15 protein-coding genes and 1 pseudogene are annotated in these 18,017 nt (G+C 43.2%); 15 read left to right on the forward strand and 1 reads right to left on the reverse strand.

All coding sequences use genetic code 11. From position 1 onward, the window contains the following. The first annotated feature begins 90 nt into the window (after positions 1–90). The 8 genes and pseudogenes from AOX59_RS16155 (at position 91) to AOX59_RS16190 (ending at position 8,286) form a co-directional block, all read left to right on the forward strand. Positions 91–801 (forward strand): N-acetylmannosamine-6-phosphate 2-epimerase, encoded by a 711-nt coding sequence (locus AOX59_RS16155; RefSeq protein WP_068447002.1) that lies wholly within the window; start codon positions 91–93, stop codon positions 799–801. Next, positions 798–1,664 carry an N-acetylneuraminate lyase gene (locus tag AOX59_RS16160; RefSeq protein ID WP_068447004.1) on the forward strand — a complete coding sequence of 289 codons (867 nt, stop codon included), beginning with the start codon at positions 798–800 and terminating at the stop codon, positions 1,662–1,664. Before AOX59_RS16155 ends, AOX59_RS16160 begins: the two co-directional genes overlap by 4 nt. Before the next feature lie 171 nt (positions 1,665–1,835). Beyond that, entirely contained in the window at positions 1,836–3,371 is a 1,536-nt protein-coding gene (locus AOX59_RS16165) for a sodium:solute symporter family protein (protein ID WP_068447006.1), read from the forward strand. A gap of 21 nt (positions 3,372–3,392) precedes the next feature. Beyond that, positions 3,393–5,060, forward strand: coding sequence for an FAD-binding protein (locus AOX59_RS16170; protein WP_068447008.1), 1,668 nt, complete (start codon positions 3,393–3,395; stop codon positions 5,058–5,060). 150 nt (positions 5,061–5,210) lie between these two features. Beyond that, a pseudogene (locus AOX59_RS16175) lies at positions 5,211–6,049 on the forward strand (ROK family protein). Further along, a complete protein-coding gene (locus tag AOX59_RS16180) occupies positions 6,042–6,881 on the forward strand; it encodes a MurR/RpiR family transcriptional regulator (RefSeq protein WP_068447010.1) in 840 nt (279 codons plus the stop codon). The pseudogene AOX59_RS16175 and the gene AOX59_RS16180 overlap by 8 nt, the downstream one beginning before the upstream one ends. 57 nt (positions 6,882–6,938) lie before the next feature. Continuing rightward, positions 6,939–7,580 carry an SGNH/GDSL hydrolase family protein gene (locus AOX59_RS16185; protein WP_068447011.1) on the forward strand — a complete coding sequence of 214 codons (642 nt, stop codon included), beginning with the start codon at positions 6,939–6,941 and terminating at the stop codon, positions 7,578–7,580. A gap of 19 nt (positions 7,581–7,599) precedes the next feature. Continuing rightward, positions 7,600–8,286, forward strand: a complete 687-nt coding sequence (locus tag AOX59_RS16190) for a copper homeostasis protein CutC (RefSeq protein ID WP_068448410.1) — start codon at positions 7,600–7,602, stop codon at positions 8,284–8,286. A gap of 93 nt (positions 8,287–8,379) precedes the next feature. On the opposite strand, the gene tkt is transcribed toward AOX59_RS16190, so the two are convergent. Beyond that, the gene (gene tkt, locus AOX59_RS16195) at positions 8,380–10,383 is read right to left on the reverse strand and encodes a transketolase (RefSeq protein ID WP_068447013.1); all 2,004 of its coding nucleotides are present in this window, start codon (positions 10,381–10,383) and stop codon (positions 8,380–8,382) included. 242 nt (positions 10,384–10,625) lie between these two features. On the opposite strand from tkt, the gene AOX59_RS16200 reads away from it, so the two are divergent. The 7 genes from AOX59_RS16200 (at position 10,626) to AOX59_RS16230 (ending at position 17,896) form a co-directional block, all read left to right on the forward strand. After that, the gene (locus AOX59_RS16200) at positions 10,626–12,683 is read left to right on the forward strand and encodes a BglG family transcription antiterminator (RefSeq protein ID WP_068447016.1); all 2,058 of its coding nucleotides are present in this window, start codon (positions 10,626–10,628) and stop codon (positions 12,681–12,683) included. Positions 12,684–12,720: 37 nt separating this feature from the next. Beyond that, positions 12,721–13,212, forward strand: coding sequence for a PTS sugar transporter subunit IIA (locus AOX59_RS16205; RefSeq protein WP_068447018.1), 492 nt, complete (start codon positions 12,721–12,723; stop codon positions 13,210–13,212). Further along, complete coding sequence (locus tag AOX59_RS16210; protein ID WP_068447020.1) at positions 13,209–13,493, forward strand: PTS sugar transporter subunit IIB; 285 nt, start codon at positions 13,209–13,211, stop codon at positions 13,491–13,493. The genes AOX59_RS16205 and AOX59_RS16210 overlap by 4 nt, the downstream gene beginning before the upstream one ends. Before the next feature lie 70 nt (positions 13,494–13,563). After that, the gene (locus tag AOX59_RS16215; RefSeq protein WP_068447022.1) at positions 13,564–14,823 is read left to right on the forward strand and encodes a galactitol-specific PTS transporter subunit IIC; all 1,260 of its coding nucleotides are present in this window, start codon (positions 13,564–13,566) and stop codon (positions 14,821–14,823) included. A gap of 60 nt (positions 14,824–14,883) precedes the next feature. After that, positions 14,884–15,915, forward strand: a complete 1,032-nt coding sequence (locus AOX59_RS16220) for a zinc-binding dehydrogenase (protein ID WP_068447023.1) — start codon at positions 14,884–14,886, stop codon at positions 15,913–15,915. Positions 15,916–15,940: 25 nt separating this feature from the next. Beyond that, entirely contained in the window at positions 15,941–16,612 is a 672-nt protein-coding gene (deoC, locus tag AOX59_RS16225) for a deoxyribose-phosphate aldolase (protein ID WP_068447024.1), read from the forward strand. Positions 16,613–16,843: 231 nt separating this feature from the next. Further along, positions 16,844–17,896 (forward strand): galactitol-1-phosphate 5-dehydrogenase, encoded by a 1,053-nt coding sequence (locus AOX59_RS16230; protein ID WP_068447025.1) that lies wholly within the window; start codon positions 16,844–16,846, stop codon positions 17,894–17,896. Positions 17,897–18,017 lie beyond the last annotated feature (121 nt).

The raw sequence follows: 18,017 nt of genomic DNA on the forward strand, positions 1-18,017 counted from the left end.
TTAATATATTGACAGTTAACTTTCAAATTGATATAGTTCAGATAATGAAATCGCTTTAAAAAGCTACAGGAATCAGTAAGGGGACTATTTATGGACATACTGGAAAAACTCAGGAACAAATTAATTGTGTCATGTCAGGCATTGGAGGATGAGCCGCTTCACAGTCCTTATATTATGTCGAAAATGGCATTGGCCGCAAAACAGGGTGGCGCATCCGGTATCAGGGCCAATACTGTACAGGACATTCAAGCGATCAAACAAGAAGTGGATCTCCCCATTATTGGCATCATCAAGAAGGATTTTACCAATAGCCGTGTTTTCATTACGCCGACTATTCATGAAGTCGATGAACTTTATCGGGAAGGTGTGGACATTATAGCGTTTGATGCTACTGGACAGGAAAGGCCCGATGACAAAAGCTTCAAGGAGTTCTTTTCGGACATTAAAGCAAAGTATCCGGATCAATTGTTTATGGCGGATATTTCTACATTTGAGGAGGGAATTAATGCTGAAAAAATGGGTGTCGATATCGTAGCTACAACGCTGGCGGGTTATACGCCTTATTCGAAAGATGCGGTGCCTATGAATCTGGTAACAGAACTTATCGAACATTTATCTGTACCGGTGATTGCAGAAGGTAATTTCGATTCGCCTGAAAAAGGTAAAAAAGCGCTGCAGTCGGGTGCTCATTCCGTTGTTGTTGGGAGTGCCATTACTCGTCCGCAATTAATCACGGAGAAATTTAGTCAAGCTGTCGTGGAGCTTGCCAATAATTCAACAGAAAGAAGGGTAATAGAATGAAAGGTTTATATACAGCACTAATGTGTTCGTTTGATGAGAAGGGCAATGTGAATGAAAAAGGTCTGCGGGAGATTGTCAGGTATAACATTGATGTCCAGCAGGTTGATGGGCTGTATGTGAATGGCAGTACCGGCGAGAACTTCCTCATTTCCAAAGAGCAGAAGAAACAGATTTTTGATGTGGTTAAAAATGAAGCAGGCGATGATGTGAAGCTTATTGCACAAGTGGGAGCACTTAATTTAGATGAAGCTGTGGAACTTGCGCAATATGTCACACAGCTCGGCTATAATGCCATTTCTGCTGTGACACCGTTTTACTATAAGTTTGACTTTGATGAAATAAAAGACTATTACAATGCGATTCTGGATAGTGTTGATAACGACTTGATCATTTACTCCATTCCGGCCCTGACAGGCGTTAACATGAACCTCGAGCAATTTGGAGAGCTGTTTGAAAATGAAAAAGTGATTGGTGTTAAATTCACGGCACCCGATTTCTTTTTGCTGGAGAGAATCAGACATGCCTATCCGGATAAATTAATTTACTCAGGGTTTGATGAGATGCTGCTTTCTGCAAGTGTGTTAAATGTTGATGGGGCGATTGGCAGCACATTTAACGTAAACGGCAAGCGAGCCAAGCAAATCTTTGAACTGGCCCAGAACGGTCAGATTGAGGAAGCAAGAGAAGTACAAAAAGTGACTAATGACCTTATTGCTGAGATTCTGGACAACGGTCTTTATCCAACGATTAAAGAGATATTGAAGTATAAAGATGTAGATGCAGGCTTTTGCCGGAAGCCGATGAAATCACTTACTCAAGAAGGCGTTACAAAAGCTGAGCAGATTGCTGAACGTCACTTATAATTTTTTTGGAACAAATTGATAGTTATTAATCATTGTTGTGAAAATATTGACTATAAATTTTCACAACAATCTATTCAACTAATCGTGAAAACGGTTTAAGCATGAAAGACAGAGCACATAAGAGATTGATTTTGAAGTTGATAAGTATTACTTAATGAGAGGGTGAATTGTATGGCAGGTAATTTCGAGATTATTGATTATATTATCTTAATTGGCTATTTATTATTCATATTATATATTGGCATGGCCGTGGCCAAAAAGGGTATGAAAGGGAAAGAGTTTTTTAAAGGTGATGGAAAGATTCCATGGTGGGTTACATCAGTAAGTCTATTTGCAACGCTATTGAGTCCGATTTCTTTCTTGTCCCTTGCCGGAAATGCTTATTCTGATTCATGGCAATTATGGGTTGCTCAGTTAGGACTAATAATATCGGTTCCTATAGCCATGATCTTTTTCTTGCCGGTGTATCGCAATTTGAATTTAGACACAGCTTATGAGTATTTAGAAAGAAGATTCGACAAAAACATGCGGCTCTTGGCAAGTGTTCTGTTTATTATTTATCAAATAGGCAGAATGTCGATTATTATGTATTTGCCTGCAATAGCCTTGTCTGCTGTTACAGGAATCAATGCCGTGTTTATTATACTGTTTATGGGTATAATCGCCACCATTTATTCAACTGTCGGCGGTATAAAATCCGTAGTTTGGACGGATTTTATTCAAGGTGTCGTACTAATAGGCGGCGGTATATTCGCGCTCATCGTTCTTATCTTTTCAATCGAAGGCGGTGTGCCTGCAATCCTCAACACAGGCCTTGAAAATGATAAATTTTTCAGTGAAGAAGTATTTTTTGATCCAAATCTCGTGAACGACAGTTTGTTCGTTATCTTTTTAGGCGCCGGTTTGTCGACTGCTTTTTCATATATATCCAGCCAGGATATGGTTCAGCGTTATTTAACGACCACTGACTTGAAACAGATGAATAAAATGACGATTGGTAACGGCGTGCTGTCACTTGGTACGGCAACTTTATTCTTCTTCGTCGGAACAGCTCTGTTTGTTTTTTATACGCAGCAAATGGGAGGCGATATTCCTAGCGGCAATTCTGACTTGATTTTTGCAAACTTTATTGTAAGCGAGCTTCCTGCCGGGATATCCGGTTTATTGATTGCCGGCTTGTTTGCAGCAGGACAATCAACGCTTTCAACTGGTCTAAATAGTGTGGCAACAAGCTGGACACTCGATATTCAAAAAATCATAAAGCCTGATTTAAGTGATGAAAGTAGTACAAAAATAGCCAAATTTGTATCAACGGCCGTCGGTATTTTTGCAATTATTTTCGCCATTGTCCTTGCCAATTCTGATATCAGTTCAGCTTACGAATGGTTCAATGGTTTAATGGGACTCGTGCTTGGTATTGTCGGTGGTACATTTACATTGGGTGTTATGACTCGAAAAGCAAATTCAAAAGGTGCTATGCTCGGATTTATAGTAACGTCGATTATAGCAATCTATGTGTCTTATTTTACAGACATTTCACTGTGGGCATATTCAATCATTAATTTGGTGAATTCTCTTGTCTTCGGGTATGTGTTTAGTTTGATTTTCAGTGGTAAAAGTAAAGCAGAGGATGAGAGTTTGGAACTGACTTATTATGATCGAAAAACAGAAATAAATGGTTATAATGATGATTCTTTTGCTCAGTAAGTTATATTAGGTGGGATTGTATTGGAAATCACAAGAAAAATCACAACGGAAGTTCTGGTAGTGGGGAGTGGACTTTCAGGAATAAAAGCAACAAAAGAATTGGCAGATATGGATCATGACGTTTTAATGGTGACAAAAACGAAGCTGGCTTCAGGTTCCAGCTTCTATCCCTTAAAAGCATCATTGGGTACACAGGTAACAAAGGATGAAGATGATAAAGAAATTTTCTTGCAGGATATAGAAGATTTGAGCCGCGGAATGCACAATCAGAAGCTTGCTGAAACCTATGTTAACGATATTCCGGAACGTGTGGCAGAATATCCCAACATTGGCGTTGATGCAAAGAAACTGGAAGGTGAAAGAAAAGCTTGCTTTGCCAATCATTCCCGGGATATTTATTTGCTAAGTGACTGGGATCAGATTCGAAAAAATGTTAAAGAGATATTTAATCAATACGACAATTTAAATGTGATGCAAAAAACAGTAGTTGTGTCATTAATAAAGAAAGAAGGTCAAATCGCAGGCGCTATTCTGTTGGATAACCAAAATGAATTTGTCATGGTGGAGTGTCAGGCTGTGATACTCGCTTCAGGTGGGTTTGGCAGTATCTATAAACATAACCTGAATCCGGCTGATGTCGATGGCTCCGGTCATATGTTAGCTGTTGAAGCAGGTGCGAGTTTAGTAAACATGGAGTTTATCCAATTTATTCCGGGCATTACGACACCAAGATATAAAACACTATTCGGTGAACATACCCTGATGTACTGCCGGGATATTGTTGACGATGAGGGAGAAAGTTTGCTTGATTCTTATCTTCCGGAGAACCTTTCCAAAAATGAATCCCTGGCGATCAGAAGCACACACGGCCCTTTTACGCATTCACTGGAATCCAAGTACTTTGACATCGCTATGATGGAGAATATTATTAGAACAAAGAACGAAAATGGATTTACATTGCTGTATGATGATGAACTGTACGAAAATGAAGAAGAGTTTTATAAAGTTTATCTCGATTGGCTAAAGGAGAAAAACGTTCACTTAACAGAACAGGAAGTGAAGATTGCACCCTTCGCCCATGCCAGTAATGGCGGTGTATCGATCGATGAAAACGGCGGAACAGGCATTGCTGGCTTGTATGCCATCGGCGAATTGTCAGCCAATATCGAAGGGGCCAATCGACTGGGCGGTAATTCCACTGGCGCTTGTATGGTGTTTGGGAAGCGATCGGCTATTGATTGCGATGCGTATTTACAGACAGCTGAAAGATATGAACTAAGTGAAGCAGATGGCGAGGCACACTTGGAACAGTTATCTGAATCTATAAATTCAGGTTCTCCAGATGATTTAACCGCTAATCAGATGATTGATCAGATAAAAGAGATTATGTGGTATTATGGAAATGTCGTTCGCTCAGAAGTCCGTTTAGTTGATGCCTTGGAGCAAATCAGTGAACTTGAATCAGGGTTTATGTTTGCAGATCTCCTGGAACACAAACAGTCAAGAAAGCTTGCCATGAAAGGAAGAAACTTTATAAAGATGGCCCGCATTCTACTTCAAGCAATGCTTGCAAGAAAAGAAAGCCGGGGTGCTCATTATAGAGAAGATTATCCTGCAGAGAATTCATCATATGACAAGCGTTTATTTATTGCGAACGAGAATGAAACCACATCATATGAATTTTTATAAACAGAAAGATGACTATATTTAAGAGAGAAAAGCCTGGCTATGGTTTTTCTCTTTTTATTGAAAAGGAGAAACGATATGTTAATTGCTGTTTTTGATATCGGTGGAACGTCAATAAAGTATGGCATTGTCGATGAAGAAGGCAACATTTTAATGGATGGTTCTTTTCCATCAGAGGCGCACATCGGCGGAGAAGCCATTATAAAAAATGTCATTGCCAAAAGTAAGACACTGCAGCATGACTGGAATCTTGATGGTATCGCCATCAGTTCAGCGGGACAGATTGACAACAAAGCAGGTGTTGTCGTTCATGCTACCGACAATATCCCCGGCTACACGGGTGTCCGGATTAAACAAAGCATACAGGATGCCACGGGATTACCGGTCGCAGCGGAAAACGATGTGAACTGCACGGCGCTGGGGAATATTGGAAAGGTGCAGCAATGGGTGCGGATGATTTTCTCTGTGTCACCATTGGCACCGGTATTGGTGGCGCGATTTTTAAAGATGGAAAATTATATTCCGGGTCGCGTTTTTCGGCTGGTGAAATAGGCCATATCAATCTGTATCCAGGCGGAAAGGCGTGTACGTGCGGCGATAGCGGTTGTTTGGAAAGGTATGCTTCAAGTTCTGCGCTTCAGGAGATGATATTTGATAGATTAGGGTATAAAATGGAATTGAAAGATTTCTTTGATCGGTTACGCACCGGCGATGATGAATGCGTAACGTTATATAACCGGTGGATTGATGATCTGACGACAGGTCTGAAGTCGATCGTACATATTTTAAATCCGGAATTGATTGTCATTGGCGGCGGGATATCGGCACAGGGTGATTTTCTGTTGGATCCGATCAAGGAGTCATTGTCGAAAAAGATCATGCCGAATCACGCAGCCAGTTTGGATGTCAGGATAGCGCAGCATGGCAATCAGGCAAATTTGCTGGGGGCAGCTAAACAATTTTTGATGATAAAGGATGGTGAATATGGATAAAAATCAGTTCAATGGTGTCAAGCCATCGATAACAATGGAGCAGCACAAACACAGCTTTACGAAATCTGAGAAAAAGATATATCACTATATTCAGTCCAACAGCCAGCAGGTCCTGTATCATTCATTAACTGAATTATCGGAAGCAAGCGGTGTTGCTGAAGCGACTGTTCTTCGTTTTTTCCGTAAATTGGGTTTCAAAGGTTTTCAGGATTTTAAATTTCTATTCGCTCAGGAAGTGACAGTCCCGGAGAATGATAACAACGACGAGACCTATGTCAATAAAATCAAACATAATATGGTACAGGCGGTTGAGAATTCCTATGAAGTGATCGACCATGACTCTCTGAAACTATGTGTGGATGCGATTGATGCCGCAGATGACGTTGTGCTCTTTGGTGTGGGCTCTTCAGGCATTGCGGCACTGGATATGCAAAACAGGCTCATGCGAATCGGTAAACACGTGAGCGCTGTGACCGATCCCCATTTTCAATTCATGCGCGCTTCCTCGATGAATGAAAATACGGTCGTCATTGCTGTTAGTCTGACCGGAAGTACAAAAGACATCGTGGATTCGGTCGAAATTGCCAAGCAGCAAAATGCAACGGTGATTGCGTTAACCAATTATATTAAATCGCCACTCACCCAATATGCCGATCATGTTCTGCTTTCGTCTGCCAAAGAAAGCCCATTGGACAGCGGTTCACTTGTGGCTAAAGTGTCACAGTTATTTTTAATTGATCTTATTTGCACAGGTCTCACGATTAAAAATTACGAAAACGCCGAGGAAGTCAGAATGGGAATAAGCAAGAACACGGCGCGTAAGTTGTATTGACCGACACTGCAGGGTGGAAAGCACACGGTTAATCAGCAGAAGGAAGGTATTTTCAATATGAAGAAACGGGTTGTATGTTTTGGTGACTCAAACACATGGGGCTATGATGCGGAAACGATAGGGCGGTTTTCTGAAGATATTAGATGGCCGTGTCTTTTGCAGCAGCGGCTGGGCGATGACTATCAGGTGATTGAAGAAGGCCTTTCAGGGCGGACGAGCGTAAATGATGATCCGTTAGTCGAGGGGTTAAATGCTTTTTCTTACATTCATCCTTGTTTAATGAGTCATTCGCAATTGGAACTTGTTGTTATTATGCTTGGTACAAATGACACCAAGGAAAGGTTTGGTTTAACGGCATATAACATCGCACAAGGCATAGCAAGACTTGCCCATAAGGCTAAGAGTGCCAATGCGGGAAGACTGGGAGGAGCGCCGAAAGTATTAGTGGTGACCCCGCCTCCCATCGGTGCACAGTATGCCGACACTGATATAAAACATCCAATGGGTGAAAACTGTGATATGAAATCAAGAGAATTTCCGAGGCATCTAAAGGGATTATTGAAAGGCACCGGGATAGACTTTTTAGATGCAGGCAATGCTGTATCAATGAACCAAATCGATTTTATGCATTTGGATCAGGCGGGTCACAAGCAGTTGGCTGATTTGGTTTTCGAAAAGGTAGAGTCGATTGCAGAATGATAAAAAGGAGCCAATTATCATGACCTTAGAAATAATTGCAACCAGCTTAACGGATGTGAAACAGGCAGAAGCGTATGGGGCGGATCGTCTGGAATTATGTACGGGGATAGCAGAAGGTGGCATAACCCCAAACTATGGGTTGATTGCTGAAGCGGTCAAAGCGGCCGCTATCCCGATTAACGTTATGATCCGTCCGCATAGCGAATCTTTTATGTATAACGAGGACGACTTAACCGTTATGAAAAAGGATATTCAAATGGTCAGAGAACTTGGAGCAAACGGCATTGTTATCGGTGCTCTGACAGCTGATGATATGATTGATGAAGCAGTGCTGAAACAGCTATTGGATGAAGCGCAAGGATTGGATGTCACGTTCCATCGGGAATTTGATTTTGCTCGCAATCAGGAGGAAGCTTTGGCATGTCTGGCCGGCTATCCCCAGGTGAAACGCATTCTAACATCAGCAGGTCAGCAGCCTGCACCTCAAGCTGTGCAAAATATGAAGCAGTTAATGCAGCTTGCAGGGAATACACATCTCGAAATCATGGCTGGTCATGGATTGAAAGCAGACAACTTTGCAAAATTTTATAAGGAAACTGAGCCAAAAGAAGTGCATTTTGGGTCTGGTGTGCGTGAAAAGGGAAGTTTTTCGTACTCAATTGATGAGAGAAAGATGAATGATATTAAAACTGTCTTGAGATCATAACTTTTCCTTTAAGCGTTTTTAAAAAAATAAAAGGCTGAATGATAACGTCACCATACTGCGTGAGTTTGTCATTCAGCCTTCTTCAATCAACACTTATTCAACAAAATCCTCAACAATTTTCACGACATTTTCTACCGTGAAGCCATATTCCTCAATAACTTTGTCGCCTTTGGCTGATGCGCCGAAGCGGTCGATGCCGATAACTTTGCCTTTTTCGCCGACATAGCGTTCCCAGCCGAATGATGCGGCCATTTCGATAGCAACGCGATTTTTCACGTGTGGCGGGATCACTGAGTTCCGGTAGGCCTCATCTTGGGCGGCAAAACGATCCCATGACGGCATGCTGACAACACTTGCGTCAATGCCTTTTGCCTGCAATTCTTTCTGGGCATTCACGGCCAGCTGCACTTCAGAACCTGTTGCCAAGAGGACAGTATCCGGTGTGTCTTTTTCAGCCGGGCTGAGGACGTATGCACCTCGCTTAACACCTTCGTATGCCTTTTCTTTTGTGCCTTCGAGTGTTGGCAGATTTTGGCGTGTCAGAACAAGTGCTGTTGGCTGATTGTCCGATTCCAGCGACAGTCTCCAGGCTGCACTTGTTTCGTTGCCGTCTGCAGGGCGGATCAGCGAAAGTCCCGGCATTGCACGTAATGCGGCCAGCTGCTCGATCGGCTCGTGTGTCGGACCGTCTTCACCGACTGCGATTGAATCGTGTGTGAAGACATAAGTGACAGGCGCCTGCATAATGGATGACAGGCGGATGGCCGGTCTGACATAGTCGCTGAAGACAAAGAATGTGCCGGCAAATACGTTCAGACCGCCGTGCAGGGCCATACCGTTCAAGGCAGCACCCATGGCATGCTCGCGTACACCGAACCAAATATTGCGTCCGGCATGATTCCGGCGTGAAAAATCATCTTCATCATTAATGGTCGTTTTATTTGAACCGGCAAGGTCAGCGCTGCCGCCGAAGACGTTTGGCACTGTTTGGGCAATGGCATTGAGCACTTTGCCTGAAGCGGCGCGAGTTGCCACAGTATCCTCGCCCGGTTCGAATACAGGCAAGTCTTCCTCCCAGCCGTCAGGGAGTTCACCTTTTATCGCAAGCTCAAGTTCTTCAGTCTGTTCAGGATAACTATTTTTATATGAATCCATTAATTCATTCCATTCAGCTTCTGCTTCAGCACCCCGCTCACCGATTTTTTCCTGAAAGTCACTATAGACTTCATCAGGCACATGGAATTCGTCGTGTGTCCACTGATAGAATTCTTTCGCTGCTTTTACTTCATCTGAGCCAAGCGGTGCGCCGTGAGAAGCTGCGGATGCTGATTTGTTCGGAGCACCATAGCCGATGACCGTTTTAACTTCGATCAAGGTTGGCTGCTCAGTGTTTTGCTGTGCTGCTTGAATGGCGCTGCGGAGGGCGGCTGTATCATTGCCATCTTCAACGTACAGTACCTGCCAGCCATACGCTTCGAAACGTTTCTGTGTTTCATCTGAAAACGACCGATCCAGGTCACCGTCCAGTGAGATATCGTTTGAATCATACAGCGCAATCAGTTTGCCGAGGCCAAGATGTCCTGCGAGTGAAGCGGCTTCGTGAGAAATACCTTCCATTAAATCACCGTCACTGACAAGTGCGTACGTAAAATGATCGACTACCGGCAAATTTGGCTTGTTAAATTTAGCTGCCAAATGGGCCTCAGCCATCGCCATTCCGACAGACATGGCAATGCCCTGGCCAAGCGGACCTGTTGTCGCCTCAACACCATCTGTATGGTGGACTTCAGGATGTCCCGGCGTTTTGGAACCCCACTGGCGGAACCCTTTCAAGTCATCGATTGTGACGTTATAGCCGGATAAATGAAGCAGGCTGTACAAGAGCATTGAGCCATGCCCGGCAGACAGGACAAAGCGATCCCGGTTAAACCATTGGGAATGCTTCGGATTGTGACACATGAAATCTGTCCATAACGTATAGGCCATCGGAGCGGCGCCCATTGGCAGACCGGGGTGGCCGGAATTAGCGTTTTCAATAGCGTCAATTGATAATGTACGGATGGTATCGATTGAGAGTTGTTCGGTTGTGTTTGGCATATTGTATTGCCTCCTAGGTATGTTGAATTTTCACAAATCAAGAATACATCATAATTTTACATTGATTATTTGTCGAAAACAAGGTAAATATGTACAATAATTGTGAATGAAATATGTACAATTTGGTTTTAAAAATGTAAATCACAATATTGTACACTAACTGTTCAATCACTTGTGCTGAAAACGTATACAGTAAGCATATAAAAGCTGATACAATAAATTTAACGAAGGAGGAAAGCAAGGTGCCGCTTAGTGAAAGGGATAATAAAATTCTTGATGAGCTCATCCGCAACCCCGGTATCACAAGTATGGCGTTAGAGCAGAAGTACAGCTTGACACGCAGGCAGCTTGGGTACAGCATTAATAAAATTAATGACTGGCTTATGAGCAAAAACCTTCCGAGCATTGAAAGAACAAGACAAGGTCATTTTGTTATTGATCAATCCGTTTTCACTAAACTTGATGTGAAAGATGAAAGTGCTCCAATGGAAACGGCGGTTCTGACAGGACAACAGCGGATGCAAATGATCATTATGATGCTGCTGAGCAGTAAAGAAGAACTATCTCTGAATCATTTTACAATCGAACTGGATGTAAGCAAAAATACAGTGTTAAATGATCTGAAAGACGCTCAGACCTTCTTGAATGATTATGATTTGACTATTCGGTATTCGCGAAAATTCGGGTATTTACTCGAAGGCAAGGAATTCCAGATTCGTAAACTGCTCATCAAGATAACGTATCAGATACTGTCTTTGCATGATGGGGAACGGCGGTTGAAGGAATTAACGAGGATTGATGCCCGGGAAATAGCTGAATACAATGGTCGCATCGAAAACGTTGAAAACAAGCTGAATTTACAATTTACGGATGAGAAGCTTGCAACCATGCCGTATATCCTGATATTGATTCTCAGAAGGATTAAAAAGGGTTACGCCATTAATATATTTTCCATTGAATATGAAGAGCTCTCAAATACGAAGGAATATCAAGCAACAGAAGAAATTTTCCGTGATGCCGAACAAATACCGATGGAAGAGCGCTTGTTCATCACACTGCATTTACTGACGACAAATGTTTATCGCACCGAGTTCCCGACAGAAGAGGATGTCATCCCGAACTTGATGCCCGTCATTGATGATATGCTGCGGCTGTTTGAAAAAAGTGCTTGTATTTATTTACAGGAGCGTAACCAGCTTTTGGATAAACTTCTCCAGCATTTAAAACCGGCATATTACCGCATTAAATATCAGCTGTCGGAAACCATTTCGCTTCAAGGTTCATTAAGTACTGAGTTCAAGGAACTGCACCATCTGGTTAAACGGTCTATCGGCCCACTGGCAGATTTGATTGGCAGCAGTATTCCCGATAGCGAAGTCACATATATAACGATGCTGATCGGCGGCTGGATGAAGCGGCAGGGCGAGAGTATTGAGAAGAAAATAAAGGCCATTGTCGTCTGTCCGCAGGGTGTATCCGTTTCAAGGCTCATGTTTAATGAATTAAACGAATTGTTTCCGGAGTTTGTTTTTCTCGATTCGTTATCTGTCAGGGAATTTTTAAATTATTCATTTGACTATGACATCGTCTTCGCACCGACGCACTTGGAAACGAACAAGAAATTATTCATTGCCAAAGCTTTCCTTGGACGTGAAGATAAACAGCGTCTCAGGAAACAGGTCATGCTTGAATTGCACGGCTACCTGCCGCAGGACTTGAATGTCGACGAACTAATGGAGATTATCCGAAATCATGCCACGATAAACAATGAAGGGGCATTGGCAGAAGACCTGCAGCAATATGTGAACCGTGATGATGATTCATCTGTTTATCAGCGCCCATCGAAAAAATCCATTAATTTGGATGATTTGCTGACACCTGAGACGATTCTATTAAAAAATAACGTTGTGTCATGGGAAGAAGCCGTTCGTATGGGTGCGGCGCCGTTGGTTGAGAGTGGTGTTATCACGGCAGATTACGTGGAGGCAATGCTTCACTATTCAGAGGAAGATCCTTATATCGTCATCGGACCGAACATGGCCATTCCCCATGCATCCCCGGAGGATGGTGTCAATCAGGTTGGAATTAGTTTATTAAAACTGGATGAAGGTGTCACATTTTCATCAGATTACAGCATTCATTTAATTATTGTTATCAGTGCAGTTGATAAAGAGCAGCACTTGCACGCACTCATGCAGCTGATGGAACTTGCCGGCTCAGAACATGACCGGAACCGATTGATATCTGCCGGCTCTGTTGACGAAATGTATACGATTATACAATCCTACTCCTCCGATTAAGTGATTGATTTTTACTCACATAGAAAGGGTGTCGCAAATGAGTGAACTGTATTTCGATGAATCTGTCATTCTATTAGATGTAGAAAGCGATTCAAAAGAAGACGTTTTAACCGAAATGAGTCAAAACCTTATTGATAAAAATCTTGTTAAAGAAAGTTTCAAGGAAGCGATTATTTCAAGGGAAGGCGAATTTGCAACCGGCCTGCCGACAGGGGACGTTCCGGTGGCCATCCCGCATACCGACGTGGAACACGTTAATCAAAAAACAATCAGCGTCGGTATATTGAAGAATCCGGTAGACTTTTTTGTCATGGGCGATGACAGCGAAACAACACCAGTTAAAGTTGTGTTTATGCTCGCAATGGAGGAAGCCGATTCGCAACTCTCTCTGCTGCAAAAATTAATGCAGGTATTCCAGGATCAGGCCTTATTGCAAAGCTTGGCAAACACTTCAGATAAAACAGAGCTTAAACACTTACTGGAAGATAAACTGGAACTTAATTCTTTTGAAGGAGGTGAAGTGAAATGAAAAAGAAACAAGTATTGGTAGCATGCGGTGCTGGCATCGCAACATCCACAGTTGTTAACAGCGCTATTGAAGAGATGGCGAAAGAGCATAAAATTGATGTAGATTTAAAACAAATTAAAATTACTGAAGTGGGAAGCTATGAAGACAGTGCTGACCTGTTGGTGACAACAGCAAAGACGAAGAAAGAATTCGCGTTCCCTGTCATCAACGCACAATCCTTCCTAACAGGCATTGGAACGGACGATACGAAAAAGCAAATTTTGGAAGAACTTCAAAAATAGAACTGGTCATCTCGGTTTCTTGCAATATAAGAAACCGAGATTTTGACCAGATAGAAGTGGGGGAGGAAGAATGCAAGCATTTGTCGATTTTATACAAGGCTTTTTGGACCTTGGAGCAACTGTCATATTACCTGTTGTTATATTCATACTGGGAATGTTATTTGGTCAGAAACCAGGTAAAGCCTTCCGTTCCGGTTTAACGATCGGGGTAGCATTTGTTGGTATTTTCCTAGTTGTCGACTTGCTGGTCAATAACTTAGGACCGGCAGCGCAAGGGATGGTTGACCGGCTGGGTGTTGAACTGAATGTTATTGACGTTGGCTGGCCTGCCACATCATCGATTGCTTGGGCGTCTGCAGTGGCGGCATTTATTATTCCGCTAGGCTTAGTTGTAAACGTTGCCATGCTGCTGACCAAAACAACAAAGACGATGAACGTGGATATTTGGAACTTTTGGCACTATACCTTTATGGCAGCGGTCGTCTACACGATTTCAGGAAGTATGGTTCAAGGGTTAATCGCAGCGGTGATTTTCCAGATTGTTGCACTTAAAGTGGCCGACTGGACAGCCCCGATGGTCAGCGATTTCTATGAACTGCCGGGCGTTTCAATTGCAACGGGCAGTACTATCTCCTATGCACCAGGCATTTGGCTGGTACAATTGATTCAAAAGATTCCCGGCCTGAACAAATTAAATGCAGACCCGGATACAATTCAAAAGCGGTTTGGAATATTTGGTGAATCAATTTTCATCGGATTGTTTTTAGGTGCAGCAATTGGTGCGTTAGCAGGCTATAGCGTAGGGGATATTATCGACATTGGGATGTCAATGGCAGCTGTTATGGTGTTAATGCCTAAAATGGTTAAAATCCTGATGGAAGGGCTAATGCCTGTTTCCGAGTCTGCACGTGAGTGGCTAAACAAACACTTCGGAGACAAAGAAATTTATATTGGACTTGACGCGGCTGTATTATTGGGACACCCTTCCGTTATTTCAACCGCATTGATTCTCGTTCCAATCACGGTATTGCTGGCGGTTATTCTGCCGGGCAACGCATTGCTTCCATTCGGAGATCTGGCTACGATTCCGTTTGTGGTTGCATTTATCGTAGGTGCAGCAAGAGGTAATATTGTTCACTCAGTCATCGTCGGTACCATCATGATTGCATTATCGCTTTACATGGCAACTGATATCGCCAACGTCTTTACACAAATGGCTCAGAATGCTGAATTCGATATGCCTGAAGGGTCTGCTAAGATTTCAAGTATTGACCAGGGTGGTAACTTAATTAACTGGATTATTTGGCGATTCTTTGAACTATTTAACTGAGTCAATTCCTCTAACGGTGTCAAACTGCCTGTGTAATAGAACATGAAGGAGGAAACATCAATGAAAGCATTAGTTAAAACAGAACTTGGTTTCGGCAATTTGGAACTGCAAGACGTCGAAGAGCCAAAGCCGGGAAAAGGCCAAGTGAAAATAGAAGTGAAATATGCCGGTATCTGCGGCTCTGATATTCACACCTATGAAGGTCATTACAAAGTTGCAGCACCTGTAACATTAGGACATGAATTTGCCGGCGAAGTAGTGGAAGTCGGAGAAGGCGTCACAGATTATAAACCAGGTGATCGTGTCACATCTGAAACAACCTTTTATATTTGCGGCGAATGTGAATACTGCAAAGCTGGTGATTACAATCTATGCAACCACCGCAAAGGATTGGGAACCCAGCAGAATGGCGGTTTTGCCAAGTATTTGATTGCCCGGAAAGACAGTCTTCATCATCTGCCGGCAAATGTCAGCTATAAAGAAGCTGCTATGACAGAACCGCTGGCATGCACGCACCATGCTGTTGATAAAACAGAAATTAATGACGGTGACATTGCTGTTGTGATTGGTCCGGGGCCGATCGGACTCTTTACGGCACAGGTTGCTAAAAGCCGCGGAGCAAAAGTGATTGTTACCGGCCTTACGAATGACAAAGTACGGCTTGAAAAAGCGGAAGAACTGGGTCTTGACTATGTCGCTAACACTCAGGAACAAGATGTTAAAGAACTTGTTAACAGCTTGACTGACGGTTACGGGGCAGATCTTGTGTTTGAATGTTCCGGCGCTGTGCCTGCTGCCAAACAGGGACTTGATCTATTGCGTAAAAAAGGCCAGTACGCGCAGGTTGGTATTTTCCCTGAAGCGGTTGTTCAATTCGATATGGAAAAAGTGATTCAAAAAGAAATCCGTGTAGCCGGAAGCCGAAGTCAGAAGCCGGCAGATTGGGACCCGTCATTGGAATTGATCAACAATGGATCAGTTAACGCAAAAGATATGGTGACCCACGAATTTGATATTTCCCAATGGGATGAAGGATACAAGGCTATTAAAGACGGTGAAGCCATCAAAGTTTTATTGACACCTATCGATTAAAATTTCCGAAAGTGAGCTGATAGCAATGGAAAATCAGGAGCTTACTGAGATGATTGACTATACGCTTTTAAAGCCAACTGTAAGCAAGGCAGATATAAAAGATTTTTGTCAGGAAGCAATCGATTATGGATTTAAAACGGTTTTCGTCAATCCGTATTATGTACCCCTTGCTCATAAATTGTTATCACTCCACGGCATTAAAGTCGGTGCACCGATTGGCTTCTCACTGGGCGGGGCCACTACACAGACGAAGGTTGCTGAAACAAAAGACGCTATTAAAAACGGAGCCGAAGAAATCGATATGCTGATTAATCTCGGTGCCTTGAAGTCACAGGAATACGATGTTGTGAAACATGATATTTCAGAAGTTGTTAAAGCATCTGAAGGCTTGACGACCAAAGTGATTATTGAAAATGGACTATTGAATCATGACGAGAAAATAACAGCGGCCAAGCTGATTGTGGAAGCAGGCGCTGACTTTGTCAAAACGGCTACAGGCTTTAATGGCGGTGGTGCAACGGTTGAAGATGTGAAACTGCTCCGCTCTGTTGTGGGAGAAAACTTCGGCGTCAAAGCAGCCGGCGGTGTTCGCACATATGAAGATGCTCTTGCTATCGTCGGCGCAGGAGCCGACCGGATTGGTGCCAGCGGTGCAATTGCCATCGTCACAGGCGGCACATCAGAAGAAGCTTATTAAATACCGGGACATGGGGTCTGACCCCATGTCCCACAAGAAAAGAGGGTTAATATGGTTGATGCGATGCTGGAATTTATGTTGGGACCCTTACGCGGAATAAGTGATTTTTACCTCGATTATCAAATCTATTTTAATACAGTTATCGTAGGATTCGCCTTATACAAAATATTGTTCAATAAAAAGAAAGCACAGGAATCAACAAACTAACCAGAATTTGAAAGGGTGATAGAAATGAGATCCCTTAATCTATACGGTGAACAGGATATCCGTTTTGAAGAATCACGAGACCCCGTCATTGAAAGCGGGGATGATGTCATCATTAAAGTAAAATCGGTCGGCATTTGCGGATCAGATATTTCACGCTATAAAAAGCTGGGACCGTATGTGGAAGGCATGACGTTCGGCCATGAATTTTCAGGCGAAGTGACAGCGGTTGGCGACAATGCAATTGGCTTTAAGAAAGGCGATTGTGTCACAGGCTGTCCGGCATTTTATTGCGGCAAATGTGAAAGCTGTCAGAAAGGTGAGCTTGCCCGCTGTGAAAATCTCCATGTCATTGGTGCATGGCGCCCGGGTTCTTATGCGGAGTATGTCAAGCTTCCGGCTGAAAATGTGATTCATCTTCCTGATAATGTGGATTATGACACTGCTGCAATGGTTGAACCATCATCAGTTGTTGCCCACGGATTTTACAAAACAAGTATCCAGCCTGGAGCAGAGGTAGCCATTATGGGCTGTGGCAGCATTGGTCTGCTTGCTGTACAATGGGCCAAAATCTTCGGTGCCAAAAAAGTGTATGCGATTGATATTGATAACACGAAACTGGAAGTCGCCGGAGAAGTCGGTGCTGATGTTCTGATCAACTCCATGGAAAAACCGCCACACGAGCAGATTGCGGAACACACTGACGGCAAGGGTGTTGACTTGGCAGTCGAATCGGCAGGATCACCGATTACGTCCGCGCAAGTGTTTGCTTTGCCGAAAAAAGGCGGAGAAGTTGTCTTTATGGGTATCCCTTATGCGGATATCAATATCGAGCGTTTCTATTTTGAGCGGATTGTCCGGAATGAACTCCGAGTGCTTGGCTCCTGGAATGCCATATCCTCGCCGTTCCCCGGAAAAGAATGGACATCCTCTGTCCACTATATGAGCACAGGCCAGATCAATGTCCAACCGATGATTTCCCATCGATTGAAATTGGAAGAGGGTCCTGAAACCTTTGATAACCTAATTAATCGCAAAGGGAATTATGTGAAAGTGTTGTTTCATCCGGAAGAGGGTTAGGAGGCTTGGACAAAAGTATTTTTATTACAGGAAAATCCGAACTTAAGAACGAGTATATAACCGCTCCGGAAATATACTCCGCTTTCCGGGGGCGGCCGATGAGCCTCCTCGTGCTGACGCA

The sequence above is a fragment of the Lentibacillus amyloliquefaciens genome (assembly GCF_001307805.1).
In the GTDB taxonomy this organism is placed as follows: domain Bacteria; phylum Bacillota; class Bacilli; order Bacillales; family Amphibacillaceae; genus Lentibacillus; species Lentibacillus amyloliquefaciens.